This window comes from Arthrobacter sp. zg-Y844 (genome assembly GCF_024385465.1).
In the GTDB taxonomy this organism is placed as follows: domain Bacteria; phylum Actinomycetota; class Actinomycetes; order Actinomycetales; family Micrococcaceae; genus Arthrobacter_B.
On record NZ_JANFLS010000004.1, the window covers coordinates 167,201 to 190,288 of the forward strand.

21 protein-coding genes are annotated in these 23,088 nt (G+C 66.9%); 10 read left to right on the top strand and 11 right to left on the bottom strand.

All coding sequences use genetic code 11. The features are described 5' to 3' along the window. Positions 1-67: 67 nt before the first annotated feature. The 3 genes from NNX35_RS13265 to NNX35_RS13275 all read right to left on the bottom strand — a co-directional run bounded on the left by NNX35_RS13265 (position 68) and on the right by NNX35_RS13275 (position 2,851). Entirely contained in the window at positions 68-1,489 is a 1,422-nt protein-coding gene (locus NNX35_RS13265) for a class II fumarate hydratase (protein WP_255766980.1), read from the bottom strand. Positions 1,490-1,530: 41 nt separating this feature from the next. Continuing rightward, positions 1,531-2,193, bottom strand: coding sequence for a carbonic anhydrase (locus tag NNX35_RS13270; protein ID WP_255868012.1), 663 nt, complete (start codon positions 2,191-2,193; stop codon positions 1,531-1,533). Between the two features lie 64 nt (positions 2,194-2,257). Then, complete coding sequence (locus NNX35_RS13275) at positions 2,258-2,851, bottom strand: DUF4245 domain-containing protein (protein WP_255766982.1); 594 nt, start codon at positions 2,849-2,851, stop codon at positions 2,258-2,260. A 176-nt stretch (positions 2,852-3,027) separates the two neighbouring features. On the opposite strand from NNX35_RS13275, the gene glpX reads away from it, so the two are divergent. Continuing rightward, entirely contained in the window at positions 3,028-4,068 is a 1,041-nt protein-coding gene (gene glpX / locus NNX35_RS13280) for a class II fructose-bisphosphatase (protein ID WP_227924263.1), read from the top strand. Positions 4,069-4,124: 56 nt separating this feature from the next. On the opposite strand, the gene NNX35_RS13285 is transcribed toward glpX, so the two are convergent. Beyond that, positions 4,125-4,970, bottom strand: coding sequence for a tryptophan-rich sensory protein (locus NNX35_RS13285; protein WP_255868013.1), 846 nt, complete (start codon positions 4,968-4,970; stop codon positions 4,125-4,127). Positions 4,971-5,081: 111 nt separating this feature from the next. Here NNX35_RS13285 and NNX35_RS13290 point away from each other — a divergent pair, with 111 nt between their 5' ends. Then, on the top strand, positions 5,082-6,110 hold the full coding sequence (locus NNX35_RS13290; RefSeq protein ID WP_255863462.1) for a peptidoglycan bridge formation glycyltransferase FemA/FemB family protein: 1,029 nt from the start codon (positions 5,082-5,084) through the stop codon (positions 6,108-6,110). Positions 6,111-6,114: 4 nt separating this feature from the next. On the opposite strand, the gene manA is transcribed toward NNX35_RS13290, so the two are convergent. Genes manA through NNX35_RS13310 form a run of 4 tightly spaced genes read right to left on the bottom strand, consistent with a single transcriptional unit; the run spans position 6,115 to position 10,839 of the window. Further along, positions 6,115-7,443, bottom strand: a complete 1,329-nt coding sequence (gene manA / locus NNX35_RS13295) for a mannose-6-phosphate isomerase, class I (protein ID WP_255868014.1) — start codon at positions 7,441-7,443, stop codon at positions 6,115-6,117. 49 nt (positions 7,444-7,492) lie between these two features. Further along, positions 7,493-9,133, bottom strand: a complete 1,641-nt coding sequence (locus NNX35_RS13300) for an LCP family protein (RefSeq protein ID WP_255868015.1) — start codon at positions 9,131-9,133, stop codon at positions 7,493-7,495. A 5-nt stretch (positions 9,134-9,138) separates the two neighbouring features. Then, positions 9,139-9,669, bottom strand: coding sequence for a 5-(carboxyamino)imidazole ribonucleotide mutase (gene purE / locus NNX35_RS13305; RefSeq protein ID WP_255868016.1), 531 nt, complete (start codon positions 9,667-9,669; stop codon positions 9,139-9,141). Between the two features lie 3 nt (positions 9,670-9,672). After that, complete coding sequence (locus NNX35_RS13310; protein WP_255868017.1) at positions 9,673-10,839, bottom strand: 5-(carboxyamino)imidazole ribonucleotide synthase; 1,167 nt, start codon at positions 10,837-10,839, stop codon at positions 9,673-9,675. A gap of 193 nt (positions 10,840-11,032) precedes the next feature. On the opposite strand from NNX35_RS13310, the gene NNX35_RS13315 reads away from it, so the two are divergent. Further along, positions 11,033-11,584, top strand: a complete 552-nt coding sequence (locus tag NNX35_RS13315; protein WP_255766994.1) for a GtrA family protein — start codon at positions 11,033-11,035, stop codon at positions 11,582-11,584. Here the strand turns inward: NNX35_RS13315 and NNX35_RS13320 are convergent. Beyond that, positions 11,562-12,296 carry a TIGR03089 family protein gene (locus NNX35_RS13320; protein WP_255868018.1) on the bottom strand — a complete coding sequence of 245 codons (735 nt, stop codon included), beginning with the start codon at positions 12,294-12,296 and terminating at the stop codon, positions 11,562-11,564. The genes NNX35_RS13315 and NNX35_RS13320 overlap by 23 nt on opposite strands. 335 nt (positions 12,297-12,631) lie before the next feature. On the opposite strand from NNX35_RS13320, the gene NNX35_RS13325 reads away from it, so the two are divergent. The 3 genes from NNX35_RS13325 to NNX35_RS13335 are packed head-to-tail and all read left to right on the top strand — an operon-like array spanning position 12,632 to position 18,350. Next, a complete protein-coding gene (locus NNX35_RS13325) occupies positions 12,632-13,177 on the top strand; it encodes a WhiB family transcriptional regulator (RefSeq protein WP_255766996.1) in 546 nt (181 codons plus the stop codon). Then, positions 13,177-16,641, top strand: coding sequence for a glycosyltransferase family 2 protein (locus NNX35_RS13330; protein ID WP_255868153.1), 3,465 nt, complete (start codon positions 13,177-13,179; stop codon positions 16,639-16,641). Before NNX35_RS13325 ends, NNX35_RS13330 begins: the two co-directional genes overlap by 1 nt. Then, entirely contained in the window at positions 16,638-18,350 is a 1,713-nt protein-coding gene (locus NNX35_RS13335; protein ID WP_255868019.1) for a DUF5719 family protein, read from the top strand. The genes NNX35_RS13330 and NNX35_RS13335 overlap by 4 nt, the downstream gene beginning before the upstream one ends. Positions 18,351-18,357: 7 nt before the next feature. Here the strand turns inward: NNX35_RS13335 and NNX35_RS13340 are convergent, their stop codons facing one another. Further along, on the bottom strand, positions 18,358-18,870 hold the full coding sequence (locus tag NNX35_RS13340) for a metallopeptidase family protein (protein ID WP_255863453.1): 513 nt from the start codon (positions 18,868-18,870) through the stop codon (positions 18,358-18,360). A 141-nt stretch (positions 18,871-19,011) separates the two neighbouring features. Between NNX35_RS13340 and NNX35_RS13345 the strand changes: the two genes are divergently transcribed. The 3 genes from NNX35_RS13345 to ahcY all read left to right on the top strand — a co-directional run bounded on the left by NNX35_RS13345 (position 19,012) and on the right by ahcY (position 21,187). Then, complete coding sequence (locus NNX35_RS13345) at positions 19,012-19,401, top strand: DUF3499 domain-containing protein (RefSeq protein WP_255863452.1); 390 nt, start codon at positions 19,012-19,014, stop codon at positions 19,399-19,401. A 96-nt stretch (positions 19,402-19,497) separates the two neighbouring features. Continuing rightward, complete coding sequence (locus tag NNX35_RS13350) at positions 19,498-19,683, top strand: Trm112 family protein (RefSeq protein ID WP_255767001.1); 186 nt, start codon at positions 19,498-19,500, stop codon at positions 19,681-19,683. 37 nt (positions 19,684-19,720) lie between these two features. After that, positions 19,721-21,187, top strand: a complete 1,467-nt coding sequence (gene ahcY / locus NNX35_RS13355) for an adenosylhomocysteinase (RefSeq protein ID WP_255868020.1) — start codon at positions 19,721-19,723, stop codon at positions 21,185-21,187. A 27-nt stretch (positions 21,188-21,214) separates the two neighbouring features. On the opposite strand, the gene NNX35_RS13360 is transcribed toward ahcY, so the two are convergent. Further along, entirely contained in the window at positions 21,215-22,015 is an 801-nt protein-coding gene (locus NNX35_RS13360) for an RDD family protein (protein WP_255868022.1), read from the bottom strand. Positions 22,016-22,069: 54 nt separating this feature from the next. On the opposite strand from NNX35_RS13360, the gene NNX35_RS13365 reads away from it, so the two are divergent. Beyond that, a complete protein-coding gene (locus NNX35_RS13365; RefSeq protein WP_255863449.1) occupies positions 22,070-23,062 on the top strand; it encodes a stage II sporulation protein M in 993 nt (330 codons plus the stop codon). The last annotated feature ends 26 nt before the right edge of the window (positions 23,063-23,088 follow it).

The window sequence follows — 23,088 nt, forward strand, 5'->3', positions numbered from 1 at the left end:
CAAAAGGAGCGCCCGGGATTCCGGACGCTCCTTCGGCAGGCCTGCCGTGCGGGGACGGCGGTGGTCCTTAGGCCTGCGGCGGCTTCGTCATGGACAGGACGTCAAGGGCCTTGTCCAGCTGCTCCACCGTGAGTTCGCCGCGCTCGACGTAGCCGAGGTCCTCGACGGCCTGGCGGATGGTCTTGCCTTCCTTGACCGAGTACTTGGCGATCTTCGCGGCGTTTTCGTAACCGATGAACTTGTTCAGCGGAGTCACGATGGACGGGGAAGCCTCGGCCAGGTAGCGGGCACGCTCGACGTTGGCTTCGATGCCGTCGATCATCTTGTCCGCCATCACGCGGGAGGAGTTCGCCAGGAGCCGGATGGATTCGAGCAGGTTCGCGGCGATCACCGGGATGCCCACGTTGAGCTCGAAGTAGCCGAAGGTTCCGGCCCAGGCCACGGCGGCGTCGTTGCCCACTACCTGCGCGGCGACCTGCAGGACGGCCTCGGAGATGACGGGGTTGACCTTGCCCGGCATGATCGAGGAGCCCGGCTGCAGGTCAGGGATGGCAATTTCGCCCAGGCCGGTGTTGGGACCCGAACCCATCCAACGGAGGTCGTTGGCGATCTTGGAGAAGGACACGGCGATGGTGCGCAGCATGCCGGACACCTCAACCAGTGCGTCGCGGTTGGCCTGTGCTTCGAAGTGGTCCCGTGCCTCGGTCAGCGGCAGGCCCGTGTCAGCGGCCAGCAGCTCGATCACGCGCTGCGGGAATCCGGCAGGAGTGTTGATGCCGGTGCCGACGGCGGTGCCGCCCAGCGGAACTTCGGCTACGCGGGGCAGGGATGCCTGCACGCGCTCGATGCCGTAGCGCACCTGCGCGGCGTAGCCGCCGAATTCCTGGCCAAGGGTGACCGGAGTGGCGTCCATCAGGTGGGTACGGCCGGACTTGACGACGTCCTTGAATTCCTCGGCCTTGCGCTCCAGGGACACGGCAAGGTGCTCGAGGGCGGGGACCAGGTTATTGATCAGGGCGGATGTGGCGGCAACGTGCACGGACGTCGGGAAGACGTCATTGGAGGACTGCGAGGCATTCACATGGTCATTGGGGTGGACGCTGGTCTCGCTGCCGGCTTCCTTCAACGCCCGGGTGGCGAGCTCGGCGAGCACCTCGTTGGTGTTCATGTTCGAGGAGGTGCCGGAACCCGTCTGGAAGATATCGATCGGGAACTGGTCATTGTAGGTGCCGGCGGCGACGGCGTCGGCGGCCTTTTCAATGGCCCGGGCGCGCTCGTCGTCGAGCACTCCCAGTTCCGCGTTGGCAGTCGCCGCGGCCTTCTTGATCCGGGCGAGCGCTTCGATGTGCGAGGGTTCCAGCGTGGTGCCGGAAATGGGGAAGTTCTCGACGGCGCGCTGGGTCTGGGCACGGTAGAGGGCGGAGGCCGGAACGCGGACCTCACCCATGGTGTCGTGTTCGATGCGGTATTCGGAGGTGTCAGAAGTCATGCCCCCAAGCCTAATCTCCGAAGGCACCGCAGTGATAACCGCTACTTCGGCAGCGCCGAACGCAGCACGGCGGGGTGCTCAAGGGCGCCGAACCCGGAGACGAGCTCGGCGTTGCCTTCCGCCAGCCGGTAGGACAGGCCGATGACGGCGACCCGCCCTTCCTCCACAGCCGCGGAAATGAGGCGGGAACTTTCCACCAGGCGTTCCGCGGTCTGCTTCGTGTGTTCAACCACCATGTCGTTGACGTCGTGCAGGTCCTTGCGCTGCGCCGCCAGCACGGACGGAGTGATCCGCTCGACGAGGGTACGGACGTAGCCGGTGGGCATTTCGCCCGTGTCCACGGTGGCTTTGGCGGCAGTGACGGCGCCGCAGTTGTCATGCCCCAGCACCACGATGAGGGGCACGCCCAGCGTGCCCACGCTGTACTCCAGCGAGCCGAGCACCGCGTCGTCAATGACCTGCCCGGCGGTGCGCACCACGAATGCGTCCCCAAGGCCGAGGTCGAAGATGATCTCGGCGGCAAGGCGGGAATCCGAGCAGCCGAAAATCACTGCAAACGGGTTCTGCCCTTCAACCAGCGAACTGCGCCGGGGGGCGTCCTGGTTGGGGTGGCTGGCGGTGCCGGCCACGAAACGTTCGTTGCCTTCGCGCAGCTTCTGCCAGGCCTGGGCGGGTGTGATGGTCTTTTCGCTCGCTGTTTCCACGATATCGAGGTTACTCCTATGGGAACCGGCGGGGCCTCAGCAGGAACGCCCGCAGCCGTCAGGGTTAGTTGCTGCGAAGTTCGCGGACCACGTGGTCGGCCAGCACATCGAATTCCGCCAGGTCGGCGGAACCGGTGAGGATCACGGTCTGCCCGTCGATCTCCGCGACCAGGGTTGAGTCCGCGTTGGAGGAATCACGCAGCTCCCAGGTGACTCCACCTGCCGGCCGTTCACCGGACACGGTCGAATCGCCGCTGTGTTCGTAGATCCAGGTGGGATTGGCGGCGTTGGTCTGCGTCAGGGAGATGAACTCGGTATCCGGAGTGACATATCCGACTTCCCAGTTCGGGACGCCGTTGTTGGTCCCGGCGTTCCAGCGGGCGTAGTTGGCACTCCAACCGTCCGGAAGCTCCAGTGCCAGCGGCTGGTAGCCGGCGTCGCCGGCAGCCTGGTTGGCAGCGGCAGCAACATCGACGTTGCGGGCCTGCATCTTGGGTGCGGGATTAAGCAGCACCGGCACCAGGCACAGCGCCAGGGTGAGCCCGGTGGCGATCAGCATGCCTATCACGGTGGCATTGGCCCGCTTGGCCTGCTTGGCGGTCAATACCGGCGTTACGGGTTCATCGGTCTGCTGGGGATCGGGCTGCGTTTCACTCACCCATCCATAATCTCCTATTCGGATGCTTATGTCCTACTTCGAGTAATGCACCGCCGCGGAAAACCGCTGGCTGAGGTGGTGACGGGAGGCACGCAGACTATGATCGGACAAAGGCCACCCGCTTTAGGCGGTGTCCGCAGACGTTTACAGCAGAGTTTTACATCATAATTTCGAAGATGAGGTTTGACGTGTCCAAAGGTGCCCAGTACTCCACACTTTCCCCCGCATTGGCAGTCGGGGACTCCGAGCCGGACCGCAACCTGGCCCTGGAACTCGTCCGCGTCACCGAGGCGGCGGCCATCGCCGGCGGCCACTGGGTGGGCTTCGGCGACAAGAACGCGGCAGACGGTGCCGCCGTGGACGCCATGCGCTCACTCATTTCCACGGTCCATTTCAACGGCGTGGTTGTGATCGGCGAAGGCGAAAAAGACGAAGCGCCGATGCTCTACAACGGCGAGTACGTCGGTGACGGCACCGGAGCCCTGTGCGATGTCGCCGTGGATCCGATCGACGGCACCCGCTTGACTGCCCTGGGCATCAACAATGCCCTTGCCGTGCTGGCCGTTGCGGAACGCGGCACCATGTTCGATCCCTCGGCGGTCTTCTACATGGAAAAGCTGGTCACGGGGCCCGAAGCCGCGGACATGGTGGACCTTCGCCTTCCGGTGAAGCAGAACCTGCACCTGATCGCCAAGGCCAAGGGCAAGAAAATCAACCAGCTCAACGTGATGATCCTGGAGCGGGACCGGCACAAGCCGCTGGTGCAGGAAATCCGCGACGCCGGTGCGCGCACCCGGATGCTGATGGACGGCGACGTTGCCGGCGGCATCGCGGCCGCACGCGAAGGCACCGACGTCGATGCCCTGATGGGCATCGGCGGCACCCCCGAGGGCATCATCACCGCCTGCGCCATCAAGACGCTGGGCGGCGTCATCCAGGGCCGGCTGTGGCCGACCTCCGACGACGAGAAGCAGAAGGCCATCGACGCCGGACATGACCTGGACCGTGTGATGTCCACCAATGACCTGGTCACCAGCGACAACTGCTACTTCGCCGCCACCGGGATCACCGACGGCGACCTGCTGCGCGGCGTGCGGTACAAGAAGGACCGGGTACTGACCCAGTCGATCGTGATGCGTTCCAAGTCCGGCACCATCCGCGTGGTGGACGGCGAGCACCAGGCGCACAAGTGGGAGTCCTACGCCCGCTCCAACTAGGCGTTACTGACACAGTTGATGCTGCCTGGCTCCCGTCCGCAGGCAGCATCAACTGTTTACCGGGCTTCCTTTACTGAAGCCGCGGTCCGGACCGCCCGGACACGGAAGGCCACGGTTACTGCGGCTACAACCACGGCGGCGGCAACGGCGGCGACAGCGGTGGGAACCGATTCCAGTCCTCCGTTCAGCCGGGAAACGGCGATCCAGGCCAGCCCCCACACCAGCGACGCCGCCGGGGCAAGACGGCCGCGTCCGGCTGCGGCGAGCCCGGCGCCAACTCCGGCAACCACGGCGAGCACAACGCAGGCCCAGGCTTCCGGAGCAATACCGAATCCCCGGAATCCCTCGGCAGTCAGTGCCGAGGCCGTATTCGCGGCAGTGGCCACGCAGACCCAGCCCAGGTACAGGCCAAGGACTCCGTCCACGGCGATGGCTTCGAGCCAGCCGGACGCCCGGGTGGTGGCGTAGCGGCGGAAGCACAAGGCCAGGACGGCGAGCAGCAGCACAATCACCACAACGCTCAGAATGACCGCGCCGGCCTGGACGGTGAGGATCCAGGCGGCGTTAAGCACCAGCGAGGCGGCGACCAGCCAGCCCAGGGAGCGCTGCCGGTCCGACCTCCGCTGGGACGGGAACCACTGGTAGACGGTGTAGAGGCCCAGTCCCGTGTAAACCACCGACCAGATCGAGAAGGCCGAGCCGGCCGGGGCGAGGTACGTGGCGTCTGCGCTGAGGGCGCCGCCGGCCGCCTCCGCAATGGGAGTGCCGCCGAAGACACCCACACCGACCATCGAACCGGCAATGCAGGCCGCGAAACAGATACTGACGGTGCTGAGGCGGGCCAAGTCAGATCCGCCGGAACTGGTCCGGGACGTCCGGGTGTTGGATGCGTAGGAACTCATAGTTGACCGTAACAAAGCAGCGAACCGCCCGGCAGTGGCGCGGCGAAAACCGGAAACGGTCCGGTACCGCTGTTTTCGGGTGTGGCAGCGGAGCCAAGTAGGCTGGAAGGCATGACACTGCGCGTTACCCCCTGCTCCGATGCCGCCGCCTGGAACGAAACCGTGAACCGCTTCCGCGGACATCCGCAGCAGTTGTGGGGCTGGGGGAAGACCAAGGCAGACCACGGATGGAACGTAGACCGCGTCCTGGTGAGCGACGACGCCGGTACGGTCCTCGGGTGCGCGCAGGTCCTGCTGCGTGCCCTTCCTTTCCCCTTCCGGGCCTTGGCCTACATTCCCCGCGGCCCGCAGGGCGAGCCGGGACGGGAACTCGAAGTCCTGGACGCCGTTGCGGATTACGTCAAGAGCACCCATTCCGCCGTGGCCTTGTCCATCGAGCCCGATTGGGATGCGGACGGGAAGCTGGTGGCAGGGTTGCCCGGGCTGGGCTTCCGCAGCAGCGACAACACCATCCTCATCGGCCGGACACTGATCCTGGACCTGCAGCGCAGCCTCGAGGACCTGTCGGGGGACATGAGCAAGAAACACCGGCAGTACATCCGCAAATCCGGGCGCGAGGACCTGACCTACCGGCGCGTGACGCGCGGGGAAATCGCCAAATGCCTGGCGGTGTACAAGCTGACCGCCCAGCGGGCGAACTTCGGCATCCATGAGGATTCCTATTACCTGGATATCTTCGACAACCTCGGCGAGGATTCACCGGTCTACGCTGCCTTCAAGGGCGAGGACGTGGTCGCGTTCCTGTGGCTGTCCACCAGCAACTACACCTCGTTCGAGCTCTACGGCGGAATGACGGAGGAGGGCGAACGGCTGCGGGCGAACTACGCCCTTAAATGGCACGCCATCTCCGATATGAAGGAACGGGGGATCACCCGGTACGACTTCAACGGACTGCTGAATGACGGAGTCTCGAAGTTCAAGATGGGCTGGGCGAAGCACGAGGATCAGCTGGCCGGCACCTGGGACAAGCCCCTCTCGCCGCTCTACCCGGTCTTCTCCACCGCGCTGCCGCTGGCCAAGACAGGAATGCGCAAGGCCCGCGGGGCAGCGGCCGCGCTGAAGGCCCGGCTGGGCCGCTAGCCGGCTAGGCCTCGATATCCAGCTGGGGGGCATCTGCTTCCCCGGCCGGAACCGACCCGACCGTCACGGCAAAGGCCAGCGCGCCGTCGTCGTGCTGGGCGGAGTCCGCAGCGAGCCGGGCCACCACGGGTGCCTCGAACGCCGGAAGGAAGGCACTGTCTCCGGGCTCGAGGGTGAGGCTGCCCGAGGGCGACGTCAGGGCAATGGTGCCCCGCACGGCGATGACCACCGCGGGTCCGTGCTGCAGTATCGTCGCTTCGGCCGGGAGCGAGTCTCTGTCGGCGCCGGAAGGTCCCTGGGCCAGCTCCAGGCGCTGAAGCGCAAACTCCTCGAACGGCGGGCGGAATACCTGCTGACCTGCCCGCGTGTCCTCGGCCGCCACGTAGGGGACGCCCAAGGGACGGAAATCGACGGTCCGAAGCAGCTCCGGTACGTCGATGTGCTTCGGGGTCAGCCCGCCCCGCAGGACATTGTCCGACGCCGCCATAACCTCCACCCCCAACCCGCTGAGGTAGGCGTGGACGTTGCCGGCCGGAAGGTACACCGCTTCGCCGGGCTGCAGTGAAGCACGGTTGAGCAGCAGGGAGATCAGGACACCTGGATCGCCCGGGTAGTAGCCGTTCAGCTCGGTCAGTGTGGACAATTCGCGGGCATATTCGCCGTAGTCGGTGAGCTTCGCGACGGCAGCGGCGGCAAGTTCGACGGCCTCACGCACGGCTTCGCCTTCATTGATGAGGGTGCGGAAGACGGACTGCAGCCGAGCCGGTGCCGGATGGCCTGAGGACAGTTCCGCCGCGATCCATTCCAGCAGGTCGGGCACCTCCCCGCCGGCGGCGGTGACCGCAGCATTGACGGCCCGGAAGAGGCCCGCAGACTCCTCCGGCTCGCGGAAGCCGCACAGCGCCTCGAAGGGCGTGAGCGCGAAAATCATCTCGGGCTTGGAGTTGCCGTCCTTGTAGTTGCGCTCCCGGGCGCCCCGGTCCACGCCGGCTTCCTCTTCCGCTGCGTAGCCGGCCCGGGCCTGCTCGGTCGTGGGGTGGACCTGCAGCGACAGGGGAGCCCCGGCCGCCAGGATTTTTGCCAGGAACGGCAGCTCGGAACCGAAACGCCCGGCGGCGTCGGCACCGAGCATCAGCTCGGGGTCGGCCGCAATCAACTCGTCGAGCGTTTCGCTGCCGCCCACCGGCGGAACCAACGCCGAGGGAGCCCCGGGATGCGCACCGATCCACAACTCAGCCTCGGGCTCGCCGGAAGGTTCCCGGCCGAACAGTTCGGCGATCGCGGTGGTTGATCCCCAGGCATAGGGTCGAAGGGTGTTCCGGAGTAGGTACACGGGCCTCTTTCGGGAGCTTGAGAATCGGGTCGGGTCGGGAAGGGGAGAGCTATCCCACGCTGCACTCGCCGTTGTTGTTCAGGAGCGACCCGAGGGTGGCGTCATCGCCGATTTCCGCGAGGTACTGAAGATACTCCACCGTTATTTCCGTTTCCTCCTGCGGCACCTCGGTGATGGGAGTTCCGTCGGCTGCCTCACCGTCGGCGCCGGTGTCTGATTCCGGCGCCGGTGCGGCTTCCTCTGGAGCAGCTTCCTCCGGAGCCGGTGCGGCTTCTTCCGCCGGAGCAGGGGCCGGAGCCGGCTCGGCCGGTGCGGCTTCCAAACCGGCCAGGAAGTCCTGCACCCGGGAATGGATCAGGTTGAAGTCCGGATAGGTCACAAAGTTGTCCGCCGCCGTGCCGAAGTCCGGCGGGCCGATGGTCATCCGCTCCATGGGCTGGCCCTTGGCCTTCAACGCCAGGTCCACGAAACTGCCCAGCTGGTCCTGGGGGAGGTCCGTCTTCACGATCTCTTCACCGGCGGTGGCAATGGCCTGGAAGCGGGTCAGGAGCGTAGCCGGGTCCATCTGCGCCACCATGGCCTGCTGGACACACTGCTGCCGGGCGATCCGGTGGTAGTCAGTCACGAATTCGCGCGAGCGGGCGTACCAAAGGGCATGGTAGCCGTCCAGGGTCTGGGTGCCCGGCGGAATCCAGCCGTCCGGGGGATAGTGCCGGTTGGTGCCGGGAATCTCGCCGGCAGTGATAGGCACCCAGCCGCCGGAATTGACGGTGACGCCGCCCATGGCGTCGACCAGCTGTTCGAAACCGCCCATGTCCACAATGACGTAGGCCTGCACCTCAAGCCCCAGGGTGCCGCTGACGGCCTCCATCATGGCTTCGGCGCCGGGATCGGCTGACCCGGGGTAGAGATCCGCGTAATTCTCCGTCACCGTCTGGTAAAGGCTGTTGATGATGCACTCGTCGCCGCAGTTGTAACCGTCGGGGTACACATCGTGCAGCGGGGAATCCGTGGGGAACTGGGCGTTCTGGAAGTTACGGGGAATGCTGAAAGTCACGGGCTGGCCCGTTTTCGCATCCACGCTGATCATCGAGATGCTGTCGGGACGCAGGCCGGTGCGGTCCTCGCCGGCGTCTCCGCCCATCAGCAGGAAGTTGTACCTGCCGTCCACCGGATCAAGGGACGGGCCCGAGGAAAAGATGGAGCCGAAAGTCTGCCGGCTGACGTTCATCAGGTAGGCGCCGTAGGCGAGGCTGCCGCTGGTTCCCACCATCAGCAGGACCAGGCAGGCGGCAACGAGCGGCCGTACCCGGCGCTGCAGCAGCGGAGGGCGGATGATGCGCAGGGTGTTCAGGAACAACAGTCCCCAGGCCACGGCCAGAGCGGCCAGGACGATCATGATTCCGAACGAGGCCCAGCCGTTGGCCAGGATGTTGATCAGCAGTGCACGGTTGGTGACGGCCAGGATGATGGCCGCCACAGCCACCGCCCAGACTGCGAAGGTGACTTTCAGGGCACGCCGGCCGAGGCGCCGGTCCCCGGCTACCACCTGCGCGGACCCGGGAAGCACCAGGGTCAGCAGCAGGAGGATGAAGGCACGCTTGGTGCGCACCGCGGGGGCCGCGGTCTGGGGATACCGCACGGGATCGGTGAAGGAGCCGCCCGCGGGCTCGGAACGTTGCTGGTTCATTGCTGCTAGTCCGTTCCGGGCAGGGATGTGCGCAGTGCTGCGCCTTTGGCCATGGCGGACTGGCGCAGCCCGCCCGCAAACTCGATGAGCTGTTGCTGGAGGCTGGCAGCGAGGGGGTCCGTACCCGCTGCGAGTATCCGGACAGCCAGCAGCCCGGCGTTCCGGGCACCGCCGATCGAAACCGTGGCCACCGGTACTCCGGCGGGCATCTGGACGATTGAGAGCAGGGAGTCGATGCCGTCCAAGTATTTCAGCGGCACGGGGACTCCGATGACCGGAAGCGGGGTAACCGCGGCGAGCATGCCGGGGAGGTGGGCGGCGCCGCCTGCTCCGGCAATGATGACGCGCAGCCCGCGTCGGTGTGCGTCCTGCCCGTATTCCAGCATGTCGGCCGGCATCCGGTGGGCCGAAACGACGTCGGCTTCATAGGGGATGCCGAATTCGGCAAGGGCGGCAGCGGCTGCGTCCATGACCGGCCAATCGGAGTCCGAACCCATGACGAGGCCTACCAGCGGCGTGGCAGCACGGTGGGGCATGCTTCAGTTCTCCTTCAGGGGGTCGCGGCCGTCACGGATGATGGCTGCTGCCCGGCCGGCACTGCGGCGGAGGGCGGGGAGGTCGTCGGCGGAACCGACGGCATTAACGTGGCCGATCTTACGTCCCGGCCGGACGGATTTGCCGTAGGTATGGACCTTGACGGCGGGTTCGGCGCCCAGTGCCAGGGGATAGGCAGCAAAAAGGGCGGTGTTGTCGCCGCCGAGGAAGTTCTTCATCACGGCTGTCCCGCCCCGCAGGAAGGTGGCGCCCAGCGGGAGGTCGAGGACTGCGCGCAGATGCTGCTCGAACTGGCCGGTGACGGAGCCGTCCATGGTCCAGTGCCCGGAGTTGTGCGGTCGCATGGCCAGTTCGTTGATCAGGAAGCCGGGGCCGCGGCCGGGGGTCTCGAAGAGCTCGACAGCCATGACGCCGGTGACGCCCAGTTCGTCCGCCAGTCGCAGGGCCGCTGATGCGGCAGCGTCCGCGACGGCCGGATCCAGCTGCGGTGCCGGGGCGATGACCTCGTCGCAGACGCCGTGGACCTGGATGGATTCGACAACCGGCCAGGCACTGCTTTCACCGCTGGGAGTGCGGGCCACGAGGGCGGACAATTCCCGGTTGAACGGTACTTTTTCCTCGACCAGCAGGGGTTCGGAGCCGAACCAATCGGCACAGTCCGCGGCAGCGGCAGCGTCGTCAACTATGCGTACGCCCTTGCCGTCGTAGCCGCCCCGCGGTGTCTTCAGGACCACCGGCCAGCCGGCGGAGTTGCCGAACGAGATCAGCTCCCCGGGCGTGGAAACCGCGGCCCAGCGGGGATTGGGCAGTCCGAGGCGCTCCACGGCGGCACGCATGACCAGTTTGTCCTGGGCATGGATCAGTGCTGCGGGACCGGGCTGGACATTGATGCCCTTCTCCACGAGGGCCCGCAGATGTTCAGCGGGCACATGCTCGTGGTCAAACGTGACAACGTCCACCTGGGCGGCAAAATCCGCTAAATCCTGCAGGTTCCGGTAATCACCCACTGTGGCATTGGCCACTGCCGCCACAGCAGATACGTCGGGGCCCTCGGCGAGCACGCGCAGCTCAAATCCGAGGGCTGTGGCCGCCGGGGCCATCATCCGGGCGAGCTGGCCGCCGCCTATCACGCCGATAATTGGGAAATCCACGGCTTAAGCGTACCGAAAGGGGCTGTTATTCCCGCCTCGCGGCACCGTTGTCCTCCCCGACACTAAGCAGACTCCCATAAAGGCGCGGTAATATCGGCTGTTGACCGCCGCGCGTCCGCGCGTCGGGAACTGGCAGCCGTCGATTCTTGAATGAGTCTTTGGGGGTGCTGCCGTCGATCGGCCTCGGAGGGTCATGAATACATCGCTGTCAGATCGGCTTCGGGGCCTGGTTTCCCTTTTTTGGCGCGAGGTTGCCAAATTCGGCACGGTAGGTGCCGTGGCCTTCGTTGTGGACAACGGCCTTACCCTCTACCTGATGCACGGACCGATGTCCGGCAGCGAGGTCAAGGCACGTTTCGTGGGCGCCGTCGTCGCCACCATGGTCTCCTGGGTTGCCAACCGCTACTGGACGTTCCGCCGCCGCCGCAGGGTGGACAACGTGGGCCGTGAACTGGGACTGTTCGTTCTGATCAACGGCGTGGGCATTGTCATTTCCACAGGTTTCACCTGGGTGGCCCGCTACCCGATGGGTATCGAGGACAAGAACATGTTGTTCCTGGCCGGCGTGCTGGGCATCGCCGTCGCCACCGTCCTTCGGTTCTTTGCCTACCGGTTCTGGGTCTTCAATGTTGAACTGGACCAGGAGCCCGGCTTCGAGCAGGACTATGAACTGATCGACGAGTCCATAGTCCCGCCCGGCAAGGCCAACCGGTACGGCGCCGCTAAGCCTCCAAGCGCTTCGTAACCTTCTCAGAGGCCAATACCCGTTCGTCCGGTTCAACGCCGGCCGCCGTGAGCACGACGGAGCCGCCCGAGGCCCACGTGGCTACAGCCGCCTCCAGTACGAGCGGCAGGTCCGGAGCCGAAGCGAGCAGTACTTCGGCAGAGCCGTCCGATGCGCCGAACAGGGTCCCGAGCGATCCGTAAGACACTGTTCCGTTCAATTCGCGGGCGGCGGTAGGGCTTCCGACCTCAAGGGCCGGTTGTCCGTCGTCGGGCCGGGCGCCCTCCATGAAGGTGTCGGCGTAGGAGCGCACCTCCGCCGCGTAGTCGACGACGCCGGCCGGCAGCTCCGACGGGAACGCCAGGTCCAGTGCCCCCAGCGCGACGGCGACGACGGTCCCCTCGGCGCCGCTGTCCGCCGCGTCGGTGACCGTGATGTCCACGGGTCCTCCTTCGGCCGGGGAACCAAGGATCACGGTGCAGCCGGTCTGCCAGGCAGCCAGGGCCCAGACCAGGGTTTTCCAGTGGATGGGCAGGTCCAGGCGGACGAGCCGGCCGGGCTCGGCGTCCAGTTCATCGACCAGGAAGTTCGAGGTCTTGGCCACCCAGTTGTCCAGCACCTTCCCGGAAAGCTCGATCCGTTCCCCGGCGGGGCCGTACCAGATCAGGGCGGGGGAGGTAGCCTGGCTCGTGCGCAGCCCTGACAGTAGGGTGCTTGCTGCGGACATGGTCATGGAGAGGGCCTCTTTCGTTGGTTCCAGCTAGGCGGCACGGCGGGCATCGGCGTACGGCGAATGGCGACGCGTAATAAACATGGAACGCGCTATTCGCGGTTCCCCGACCGGGAAAAGTGCGACGCGCCGGGCTTATGTGCGAAATCCCGGGCGTGGCGTTCCCGGCATCCGCTGATTGAACTCTATAGGATGCCTGAACAGCTTGACGGAGCCGTATTACACGCGTGTAATTAGGTATCGGATTTGTTCCAGCCACATGGGAGGACCCGCAGGGCCCAGGCCCCGCCGGGTCGACCACACAGCCGCCGCTGGAGCAGCAACACCGGGAGGACTCCATGGGGCAAGCAGAAGAAACGCAGGACAACACGGTCATTGCCGGGCAGGCTTCGGCCAGCTACGGCTCAAGGGGTGTCCCCGTCGACTGGTACGTGGATCCTGCAGATCCGGCTGCTGCCGAGCGCTACCGCAGGGAAACCGCCGGCACCCTCGAGGACCAGGCCACTGCCTTCCTCGCGGCGCATGAGGCACTGGCGGATGCTCCTGCCGACGAGGAGCTCGTCCTGGACCCGCCCGTTACGTTGTTCCAGGCTCCGCCGGAGTCCGATAGCCGGCCCGTCTGGATCGGATTGCCCGGCCTGGGCCAGGACTACGCCGACGAAGGCGAGTTGGGCTGGCAGGCGGATGCCCTCTGCGCGCAGACCGATCCCGAGGCGTTCTTTCCGGAAAAGGGCGGCTCGACGAGGGACGCCAAAAAGGTCTGCGCCGCCTGCAACGTGCGTTCGCAATGCCTCGAATATGCACTGGCCAATGACGAGAGGTTCGGAATCTGGGGCGGCCTGTCCGAGCGCGAACGTCGTCGGCTTCGGAAGCAGGCAGTCTAATTCATTCGCAAGTCCATGTCTGCGCTGTTGTTGTAGCCCATAACGGCGCCTCTTATCTACCCGATACACTCTCCGCGCTGACGGCTCAAACCCGGCCCGCGGACTTCTATATTGGCGTTGACGCCGGTTCCACGGACGCCAGCGCGTCATTGCTGCAGCTGGGACTCCCGGTCGGCAGCCCGGTCATCGGAGTTCCGGCGCGGAGCGGCTTCGGAGCCGCGGTGAAGGCGGGCCTGGCCGAACTCCCGGACAACCTGCGCGTCACCGGCAGCGGTTCCGCTTCCGGCAGCGGCACCGAGGACGGCGCCGGCAGCGTGCAGGAATGGATCTGGCTGCTGCATGACGACTCGGCTCCGGATCCAGGGGCACTGCAGGAACTGCTTCTAGCCGTTGAGCGCGCTCCTTCCGTAACCATTGCCGGTGCGAAGCAGGTGGAATGGGATAACGACCGACGCCTGGTGGACGTGGGGGTCAGCATCAACCGGTGGGCCGAAAGGCTCACGCTTATCGACGCCGATGAGCTCGACCAGGGGCAGTACGACTCCCGCAGCGACATCTTTGCCGTGAACTCCGCCGGCATGCTGATCCGCCGCGACGCCTGGGACCTGCTGGGGGGATTCGACCCTGCATTGCCCGGAAGCGGAGACGACATTGACCTCTGCTGGCGGAACCGGCTGGCCGGAAACCGGGTGGTGGTGGTGCCTTCCGCACGGATGCGCCATGCGGGAAACCGTCCCAACCCCGCGGCCTCCGCATCCGCCGCCCGACGGGCGGAGATCTTCCTCCGGCTCAAGCACGCACCCTTGTGGCAGGTGCCGTTCCTTGCAGTAGGTGCGGTCCTGGGCGGCATTGGCCGCTTCTTCCTCGGCATGGTGGCCAAGGACCCGGGATATGCGGTGTCCTCGCTGCTCACCAGCGCCGCGGCTGTCCTGCGCCCGGTCGATCTGTACCGCTCCCGACGGCGGGCAGCGGTGACCCGGCGGCGCCCGCGTAACGCGGTTAACGCACTGCGCAGCGGCAGCAGGGAGGTCCGGGAGCACCGGCGGACAATGTACCGGGCCGATTCGCCGGAAACTGCCGAAACAGGCAGCGCGGAATACGTCCCCAGCGGGGACACCAATAACGATTTCGCCGCCTTGGAAGGTCCCGGGCGCACCTGGGTGGGGCTTGGCGCCCTGGCTGCTGTGCTGTTGCTGGCAGGGTTGTCCCTGGCCGGGCTGCACCGGCTCTTCGGCGCCTCGGCCGCGGCCGGAGGTGCGCTGGTGCCCCTGGGTCCGGGCGTGGGTGAAATCTGGGCCGCCGCTACCGGTTGGTGGGCGCAGCTGGGCTCCGGAGCCCGGGCCCATGGCGACCCCTTCAACTTTGTCCTCACACTGCTGGCGATCGCCGGATTCGGCAACGGCAATGCCGCCCTGCTGATCCTGCTGCTGCTGGCGCTCCCGCTGGCCGGGCTGAGCGCCTGGTTCGCCGCCGGAGCCTTTACCAGCCATCGCGGGCTGCGCTTCTGGGCAGCCATGTTCTGGGCAGCGGTTCCCGCGTTCCAAGTGGCCCTGGGCAGCGGCCGGCTCGGCGCCCTGGTTGTCCATCTGCTGCTTCCCCTGACGGTGCTGGCGGTTGCCCGCGCCGTTGGCTCGGGTGCAGCACCCGGGACCGCAGCACCTGGGACCGCGGCCGCCGGAACACCGGTACCCGCCGGAGCCGCATCCTGGACCGCAGCCGCTAGCGCAGGCCTTCTGCTGGCCGCCGTCACTGCTGCCGCGCCGCTGGTGTTCGTGCTGGCTGCCGCCGCCGTCCTCCTCCTGACGCTGGGACTGCGGCGCCGAGCAAGGACCCTGTGGTGGTCCCTGCTGCCCGGCGCCGTCCTCCTGCTCCCGCAGGTCCTCTCGGCGGTGCCCAACCTCCGCGCCGTGCTGGCGGATCCAGGCCTGCCGCTTGCCTTCACCCGCTCCGAGGCTTGGCAGCAACTGCTCGGCTATCCACTGGCCTTCGACATCAACGGCACCTTGGCGGGCCTGCTTCCGGCCGGTCCCTGGAACCTGGTCCTGGCCCTGGTGGTCGGCGCTCCGGTTGTGTTCCTGGCGGCCCTTGCCCTTTTCCGCACCCGGTCCGCGCCGCTGGCGAGGTTGAGCTGGCTGCTGGTCCTGACGGCCCTGGCACTCAACGCCGCAGCATCGTACCTGGGAACCGCTGCCGCGCCGGATGCCGTGGTGACGGCGTTCACCGGCCCGCTCGTCTCCGCCTGCACGTTGTTGCTTCTCTGCCCGGCGCTGGTCTTTGCCGGCGATCTCCTGTCCGGTGCACGGCGCCGTACGGTTGCGCGCAGCAACCGCGTCCTGGCCGTGGTGCTTGGAACAGTACTGGCGGCCGGTCCGGCCGCCAGCCTTGGCCTCTGGGTCATCCCGCAGTTCACTGGCAGCGGTTTCCCCGGAACCCAGAGCCCGGACGTGGCCGCCGCAGCGATCCTGCCGGGAACCAACCTGGAGGTCCAGGGTGCGGAAGCCCGCAGCCTGCCCGCCACGGCAGCCGATGCCGGCCATGACACCACCCAGTCACGCAGCCTCGTCCTTCATGCCGACGCGGAGGGCAATGTCTCAGCCGCGCTCATGCGGGGCGGCGGGACAACCCTCGAGCAGCTTTCGACCATTTACGCTGCCCGCGGGGTAAATGGCGGCGTCGGCAGCGAAACGCTGGCGGACGACGATCCGGCGACTGCCGACCTGCGCCGGGCGGTGGCCGCGATCACTGCGGGCAGCGGAGTTGACCCGCGGGCAGACCTCGCCCGTCTCGGCGTCGCCTTCGTGGTGCTGCAGGAGTCCGATACGGCCGCCGAGTTGCTGGCCGGGCGGATGGACTCCGTACCCGGCTTGTCCGCGGTGGGACAAACCGGCTCCGGGTGGCTTTGGCGGGTGAGCGAACCCCTCAGCGCAGCCGGTACGGAAACGCAGTCCGGGCTTGGTGCCAGGGCACGCATCGTCAATGCGGACGGCAGCACCGCGGCAGGGGTGCCGTCCCAGGCCGAAGAAATCCGCACCTCCATCCCGGCCGGCACGGAAGGCCGGCTGCTCGTCCTCGCCGAACGTGCCGACGCCGGATGGCAGGCCAGCCTGAACGGCAGCCCGCTGACCGCAGCGGATCTTCAGTGGGAGCAGGCCTTTGAACTGCCTGCCGAGGGTGGAGAGCTCCGCGTGGACTACGTCAGCGCAGCCTCGCCGTGGCTTGAGGCGCTGCAGATCCTGGTGATCGGCCTGACCTTGCTGCTGGCGCTTCCCACGCCCACCGGCCAGACTGTCCGCCTTCCCGGCAAACGGGAATTACCCGAGACGCCAACGGCGGCAAACGAGCCGCAGCCCGCGGCCGGACCGGCACCCGGCTCGGCACAGACGGCCGCAAAAGAGGAATCGCCCGTGCCCCTCGGCGCAGGCCCGCACCGGGTTGACCGGACCCCGGAAGGAAGCCAGCAATGAGCAGGGACAAGTCCGGCAACAAGCCGGGGGAGCAGGAACTTCCTTCTACGGAGGACGAGGCTGAGCTGCGCCGGGAGGCGCCCGAGGCGGCTTCATCAACGCCTCCGGCGTCCGCGCCGGCCGGCTCCAAGGCCGACGGAGCCACTGCCCGCAGGGCCGGTTCCGGCGGCGCCAGGACCGCCGGACGCTGGACGACGGGGATCCTGCTCCTGACTGCTTCCGGTGCGCTGGTGGCGGGGACGTCGCTTGTTGGAACCGGTTCCGCAGGCGGCGCCGTCGATGTTCCCTATGCCGAAGTCCCCGCCGGGCCCCTGACCGGTGTGTGCCCGCAGCCGCCGCGGCTGCTCGCCGGCAACACGGCCGGTACGGATGCCGAGTTCAGTGCGGAGTCCACCTCCGCCAAGTCCGTAGTGAGCGCGGTTCTCCTGGCTGATGCGGGCAACCCGCTGCCGGCTGCCGAACTGTCGTCAGTCTCGGACGGTTCGGTCCTCCAAGGCATCGGCGGCGGCACGGAAGCACCGCTCGCTGGAGAGCGGACCGCCGGCGTCGTACGCGAGACGCCGGTCTCTGCGGCGGCGCTTTTGAGCGCCGAGCCAACCGATGCCCAGCAGGTCACGGCCGGAGCCACCATGACCTATACCGCCGCAGACGGCGATCTGGCCGGACTCACGGCGGCCACCTGCCAGGCGCCCGCCAACGACCTTTGGCTGGTGGGAGCACGGACGAACGTCGGTGCCACCGCGGTGCTGCAGCTGACCAACCCGTCCCTTACCCCGGCCGATGTCGATTTGGAGCTTTACGGCACTGCCGGTCCGGTGGAAGGGCCGGGTACCCGTGGCATCGCCGTAGCCCCGGGCGAAACCAAGTCAGTGGTCCTTGCCGGCCTGGCAGCCAACCAGGAGTCCCTGGCCGTGCGGGTGCGGAGTTCGGGCGGACCGGTTTCAGCGGTGATCTCGCAGAACCTGCTGCGGGGCCTGACCCCCGGCGGCGTGGAGCTGATCCAGCCCACGGCGGCACCCGGTCCGGCGCAGGTGGTCAGCGGCGTGCGCATCCAGAACCCGGAGGCTACCCGCAACCTGGCCAAGGAAGAGGGCTATGCATCGGTGACGCCGTCACTGCAGGTAGCGGTTCCGGGCGGCAGCGACGCCGTCGTGAATGTCCGCGTCTTCGGCAGCGGCGGCGAAGCCGTCCTGGCGGGCGGCGGAAGCTACAACGCAGCGGCAGGCACAGTGACGCGCCTTCCGCTGGATACGCTGCCCGAGGGCACCTACACGCTGGATATTACGTCCGACGTCGCCGTGGCCGCTTCAGCCGTCTTCAGCCGGGGTTCCGATGCCGAGAAGGGAACCGATATTGCCGTTGCTCCCGCCGGCGAACGCCTGGGCAGCGAGCACCTGGCGGTGCTGGCCTCAGGGGACTCCGCTCTCTCCTTCACGGCACCGGAAGGCGCGTCCGAAGTGCGCCTCGCTGCTGTCACAGCCGACGGTGTCCTGCTGGCCGAAAAGACGGTGCAGCTCAAGGCAGCCTCTACTACCGTGGTCAACCCGGCCGATCTCGGTGGACCCGCCGCCGCAGTCCTGGTCAGTGCCACCGGAGCCCCGGTCTACGGGGCACAGATAGTGACCGGGGGAGATACCGGGATCAGCGTGGTGCCCCTGCCCCGGGGCACTGTAGGCGGCAGCCGCGTACAGGTGGGTGTGGGGTACTAGACCTCGGTTACAGGGGGCGGAACCGGCCGTAGGCAGGATCAACGGTTTCGGGGTCCATTCCCATCAGTATCGCCAGCTGCTCCACGATGACGTCATGCACCAGCTCGCTGACGGGCACCAGGGAGCGGGCAGCGGTTTCGACGGCGTGCCGGTAGATGGTGATGACCGGCGGCCGGTTTGGTGCGGAGGCGGTCCCGGCGCCCAGCGGAATGGGTCCGCCGGAGCGCGCCAGCTCCTCAAGTCCTGGGGGGATCTCCTCGACCACGAACTGGTAGGTCTGGATCCGTTCGCCCCAGAGCCGTTCCAGCCGCTGCGCTGATTCGAGTACCCACTCGTCGAAACGTTCCGCGCGCGTGCGGGCACCGGCCAGATGCGGCGGGATCACGTCTCCCCGCAGGCCGCGCCCGTGCCGGTTGCGCCGCCGTTGCCGGAAGGACCGGGCGGGCGCACCGGGGGAGGAAGCGGCTGCGGCACTTGACTCATCTTCGAGACGCACCCGGAATGAAGATCCCATGGACATGTAAGAACTCTAACCGCTGGTCCCAGCCCCGGGGACCCCTTATCTTTTGTGCACTCGTCTTGCGTCGCAGCCGTGCCCGGGGACCGCGGTTCCGGCGCGCCTGCATCGGCACCGCGCAGGGAGCGGGTAAAGTGATCCTCCGTGGAATCCTTACGCCAGTGCTCCCGGTCAGCCTGCCGCCAGCCGGCGGTAGCTACGCTGACCTACGTATACGCCGATTCCACTGCAGTGCTTGGCCCGCTGGCCACGTACGCCGAGCCGCATTGTTACGATCTGTGTGCCGGCCACTCCGCCCGGCTTACCGCCCCGCTGGGATGGGAACTTGTCCGCCTGAACCTGGAGGGCCAGCCCCGGACTCCGACCAGTGACGAACTCTCCGCTTTGGTGGACGCCGTACGCGAACAGGCAGCGAAGGCAACGGAAGAGGACGCCACGGAGTCGCAGCGCGGCGGAAAGCATGCCCTGGAGCCACCCGCCGAGACCCCCGGGACCCGCCGGGCGCACCTGAAGGTGCTGCGCGAGCAGAACTAGGCACCGCCCTTCGCCGGGCAGCTGGCTTCCAAGCGCTAGGCTTGGCTGTGATGCGCCGCCCACCGCGGCACCCGATTTCAAGGAAGTGCTGTATCAATGGCCAATCTGACAGCCGGACTCCTCGACGTCCTGCGTTGCCCTGCCACCGGATCCGTCCTCGTCCAGGACGGTGACGAACTCGTTTCGACCGTTCCCGACGCAAGCGGCGAACGGGTGCGGTACCGCGTGGAAGAAGGCATTCCGGTTCTGCTGAAGGCCGCCGCCACTCGGCAGGAGGGCTAACCGCCCGGACCCGCCGCGAACCCGTAAGGATTCCAGCGTGAGCATTGACTTCAAAGTAGCTGACCTTTCCCTCGCCGAAGCCGGGCGCCACCAGATCCGCCTGGCCGAACACGAGATGCCAGGCTTGATGGCGCTGCGGCGCGAGTACGGTCCAAGCCAGCCGCTGGCCGGGGCCCGAATCGCCGGGTCCCTGCACATGACGGTGCAGACCGCCGTGCTGATCGAGACGCTGACGGCCTTGGGCGCTGAAGTCCGCTGGGCGTCCTGCAATATCTTTTCCACGCAGGACGAAGCCGCTGCTGCCGTGGTGGTAGGCGGGGGAACGGCGGCTGAACCCGCAGGCGTTCCCGTCTTCGCGTGGAAGAACGAGTCACTCGAGGATTACTGGTGGACCGCCGAGCAGATCCTTAGCTGGCCCGAAGGATCCGGCGGCCCGAACATGATCCTCGACGACGGCGGTGACGCCACCCTCCTGCTGCACAAGGGCGTGGAGTTCGAAGCGGCGGGGTTCGTACCGGAAAACCCGCAGGACGGCGACGAGGACTACTCCTACGAGTTCACCGTGATCCTCGACCGTCTGCGGCGCAGCCTGGCGGAGCATCCGGGGAAGTGGACCGAAATCGCCAAGGGCATCCGGGGCGTCACGGAGGAAACCACCACCGGTGTGCTGCGCCTCTACCAGCTCGCGGCCGAGGGGAGGCTGCTGTTCCCGGCCATCAACGTCAACGACTCCGTCACCAAGTCCAAGTTCGATAACAAATACGGCGTCCGGCATTCCCTTCCGGACGGATTGAACCGTGCCACTGACACGCTTATCGGCGGCAAGGTTGCCGTGGTCTGCGGCTACGGCGACGTCGGCAAGGGCGCCGCGGAGGCACTCCGCGGGCAGGGCGCCCGGGTGATCGTCACGGAAATCGACCCCATCTGCGCACTGCAGGCGGCGATGGACGGCTACCAGGTGGCGAAGCTGGAATCCGTGCTGGCGCAGGGCGATATTTTCATCACCACCACCGGGAACAAGGACATCATCATGGCCCGGCACATGGCCGCCATGAAACACCAGGCGATCGTCGGCAACGTCGGACACTTCGACAACGAGATCGACATGGCCGGACTCGCCCGGGTGCCCGGCATCCGCAAGGTCGAGATCAAGCCGCAGGTCCATGAATGGGTGTTCGATGAAGGCACCGATGCGCAGCGCAGCATCATTGTGCTCTCCGAAGGGCGGCTGCTGAACCTCGGCAACGCCACCGGGCATCCGTCCTTTGTGATGAGCAATTCCTTCGCGAACCAGACCATTGCGCAGATTGAGCTGTTCACCAGGCACGGCGACGGGACCTACGCCAACCAGGTCTACGTGCTGCCCAAGGTCCTGGACGAAAAGGTGGCCCGCCTGCACCTGTCCGCCCTCGGCGTCGAACTGACCGAACTCACCAAGAGCCAGGCGGACTATCTGGGCGTCGACGTGGCGGGTCCCTTCAAGCCCGAGCACTACCGGTACTGACTGCCGGGGTTTGTTATTGGCCCGGACTCAGTCGCTGAACGGCATCCGGTGCAGCCGTTCGGCCAGGGCCCGGGACTGCCGCCGTTGGCGGTCCAGCCGGACGTAATCGCGGTTCCGGCGCTCGGCGACGACCGCCCGAAGGTAGGCCTCCGGATGCGTGCCCGGCGGCGGCTGCGGGGATACATACGCAGTGGTTTCCGAGGCAAGCTCGGATGCGAGCACCATTCTGGCCGTTCCGGTCATGTGCCCGCTCTGGGCCAGGAAGCGGGAGATGCGGCGCGCCAACCCGTCGGGCAGGCGGCCGATATCGGCCAGGTCCGCCCAGCCGGCAAGCTCCGGGGGAGCCGCCACCAGCTCCGGCAACGGTGCCACCACCCGGTCCCGCAGGGCGTAGGTGCCGGCCAGGAGATCGCCGAGGCGCTTGGACTTGTCATTGAACAACGCCACCATGAAGGCCAGCGAACCGGCGAGCATGTAGATCTCCAGTACCGCGGTGAACGCCCGGATGAAGGCGTGCCGGAACCGCACCGAACCGCCGTCGTCGCGGACAATCCGCAGCCCCATGACCAGCCGGCCGAGCGACTTTCCCCGCGTCAGGGTTTCCACCGCCGCCGGGACCAACACGAACAGCAGCACCACAAGGCTCAGCGACAGTGCCTGTGCCAGGGCCGGGTCCGACGACGCGACGGCCTGCGCGACCAGCAGCATCAAGACGATAAACACGAGGACCTGGGCAATGACGTCGATGAGGGCGCTGACCATCCGCGCCGCGAAGCCGGCAGGACGGAGCTCAAGGACCACCGCTTCGCCGGTAACAATGCTGCTCATTCGTGCCCTCCTGACGTGATGGGGACCACTGTACCGACCCGTTAGGGTGTAACCGTGGACCTCGATGCCTTCACTGCCGTGCACAGCGATGACTGGAAACGCCTCGACGAGCTGGCTGCGCGCCGCCGCTTAAGCGGCCCGGAAGCGGACGAACTGCTTCGGCTCTACCAGCGTGCCTCCACCCATCTTTCCATCGTGCGCTCGGTAGCCCCGGAAGGAACGCTTTCCGCCTCCCTCTCGATGCGCCTGTCCCGCGCCCGGACCCGGTTTACCGGCAGCCGGTCCAACTTCATGGAGGACCTGGCGAACTTCTTCGTTTCGTCCCTCCCAGCCGCCTTTTACCGCGTGCGCTGGCTGACCGTTGCGATAGGTGCAGCCTTCGTCCTGGTGGCCTGGCTGACCGGTTTGTGGGCCGTCAATACGCCGGGCGTGCTGGCCGCAGTAGGGTCGGACGAGGAGGTCCGCCGCTATGTCGAAGAGGACTTCGTCAATTACTACTCCGAAAATCCGGCAGCGTCTTTCTCCGGCATGGTCTGGACCAACAATGCCTGGATCGCTGTCCAAGCGGTCGCGTTCGGCATCACCGGACTGTGGGTGCCCTGGATCCTGTACCAGAACGCCGTGAGCGTGGGCCTGTCCGCGGGGATGATGGCAGCACACGGCCGCCTGGACGTGTTTTTCACCTATATCCTGCCGCACGGGTTCATGGAACTGACCGCCATTTTCATTGCCTCAGCCGCCGGGCTGCGGATTTTCTGGGCCTTCGCCGCACCCGGGCGGCGTTCCCGGATGACCGCCGTGGCGCAGGAGGGGCGTTCCCTGATGACGGTTGCCCTTGGCCTGGTAGTGGTCCTGTTTATCTCCGGACTGGTTGAGGGCTTCGTTACACCCAGCCCCCTGCCGGCCTGGCTGCGCCTGGCCATCGGGTTCGGAGTATTTGCGGCGTACTGGGCGTACACGCTCATCCTCGGCGGGAGGGCCTACCGGGCCGGTCACCGAGGTGACCTGTCCGCGCGCGACGCCGGAGCGTATCTGCGTACTGCCTAGCCGCGGGGTGGCGTGCAGTCCACCCG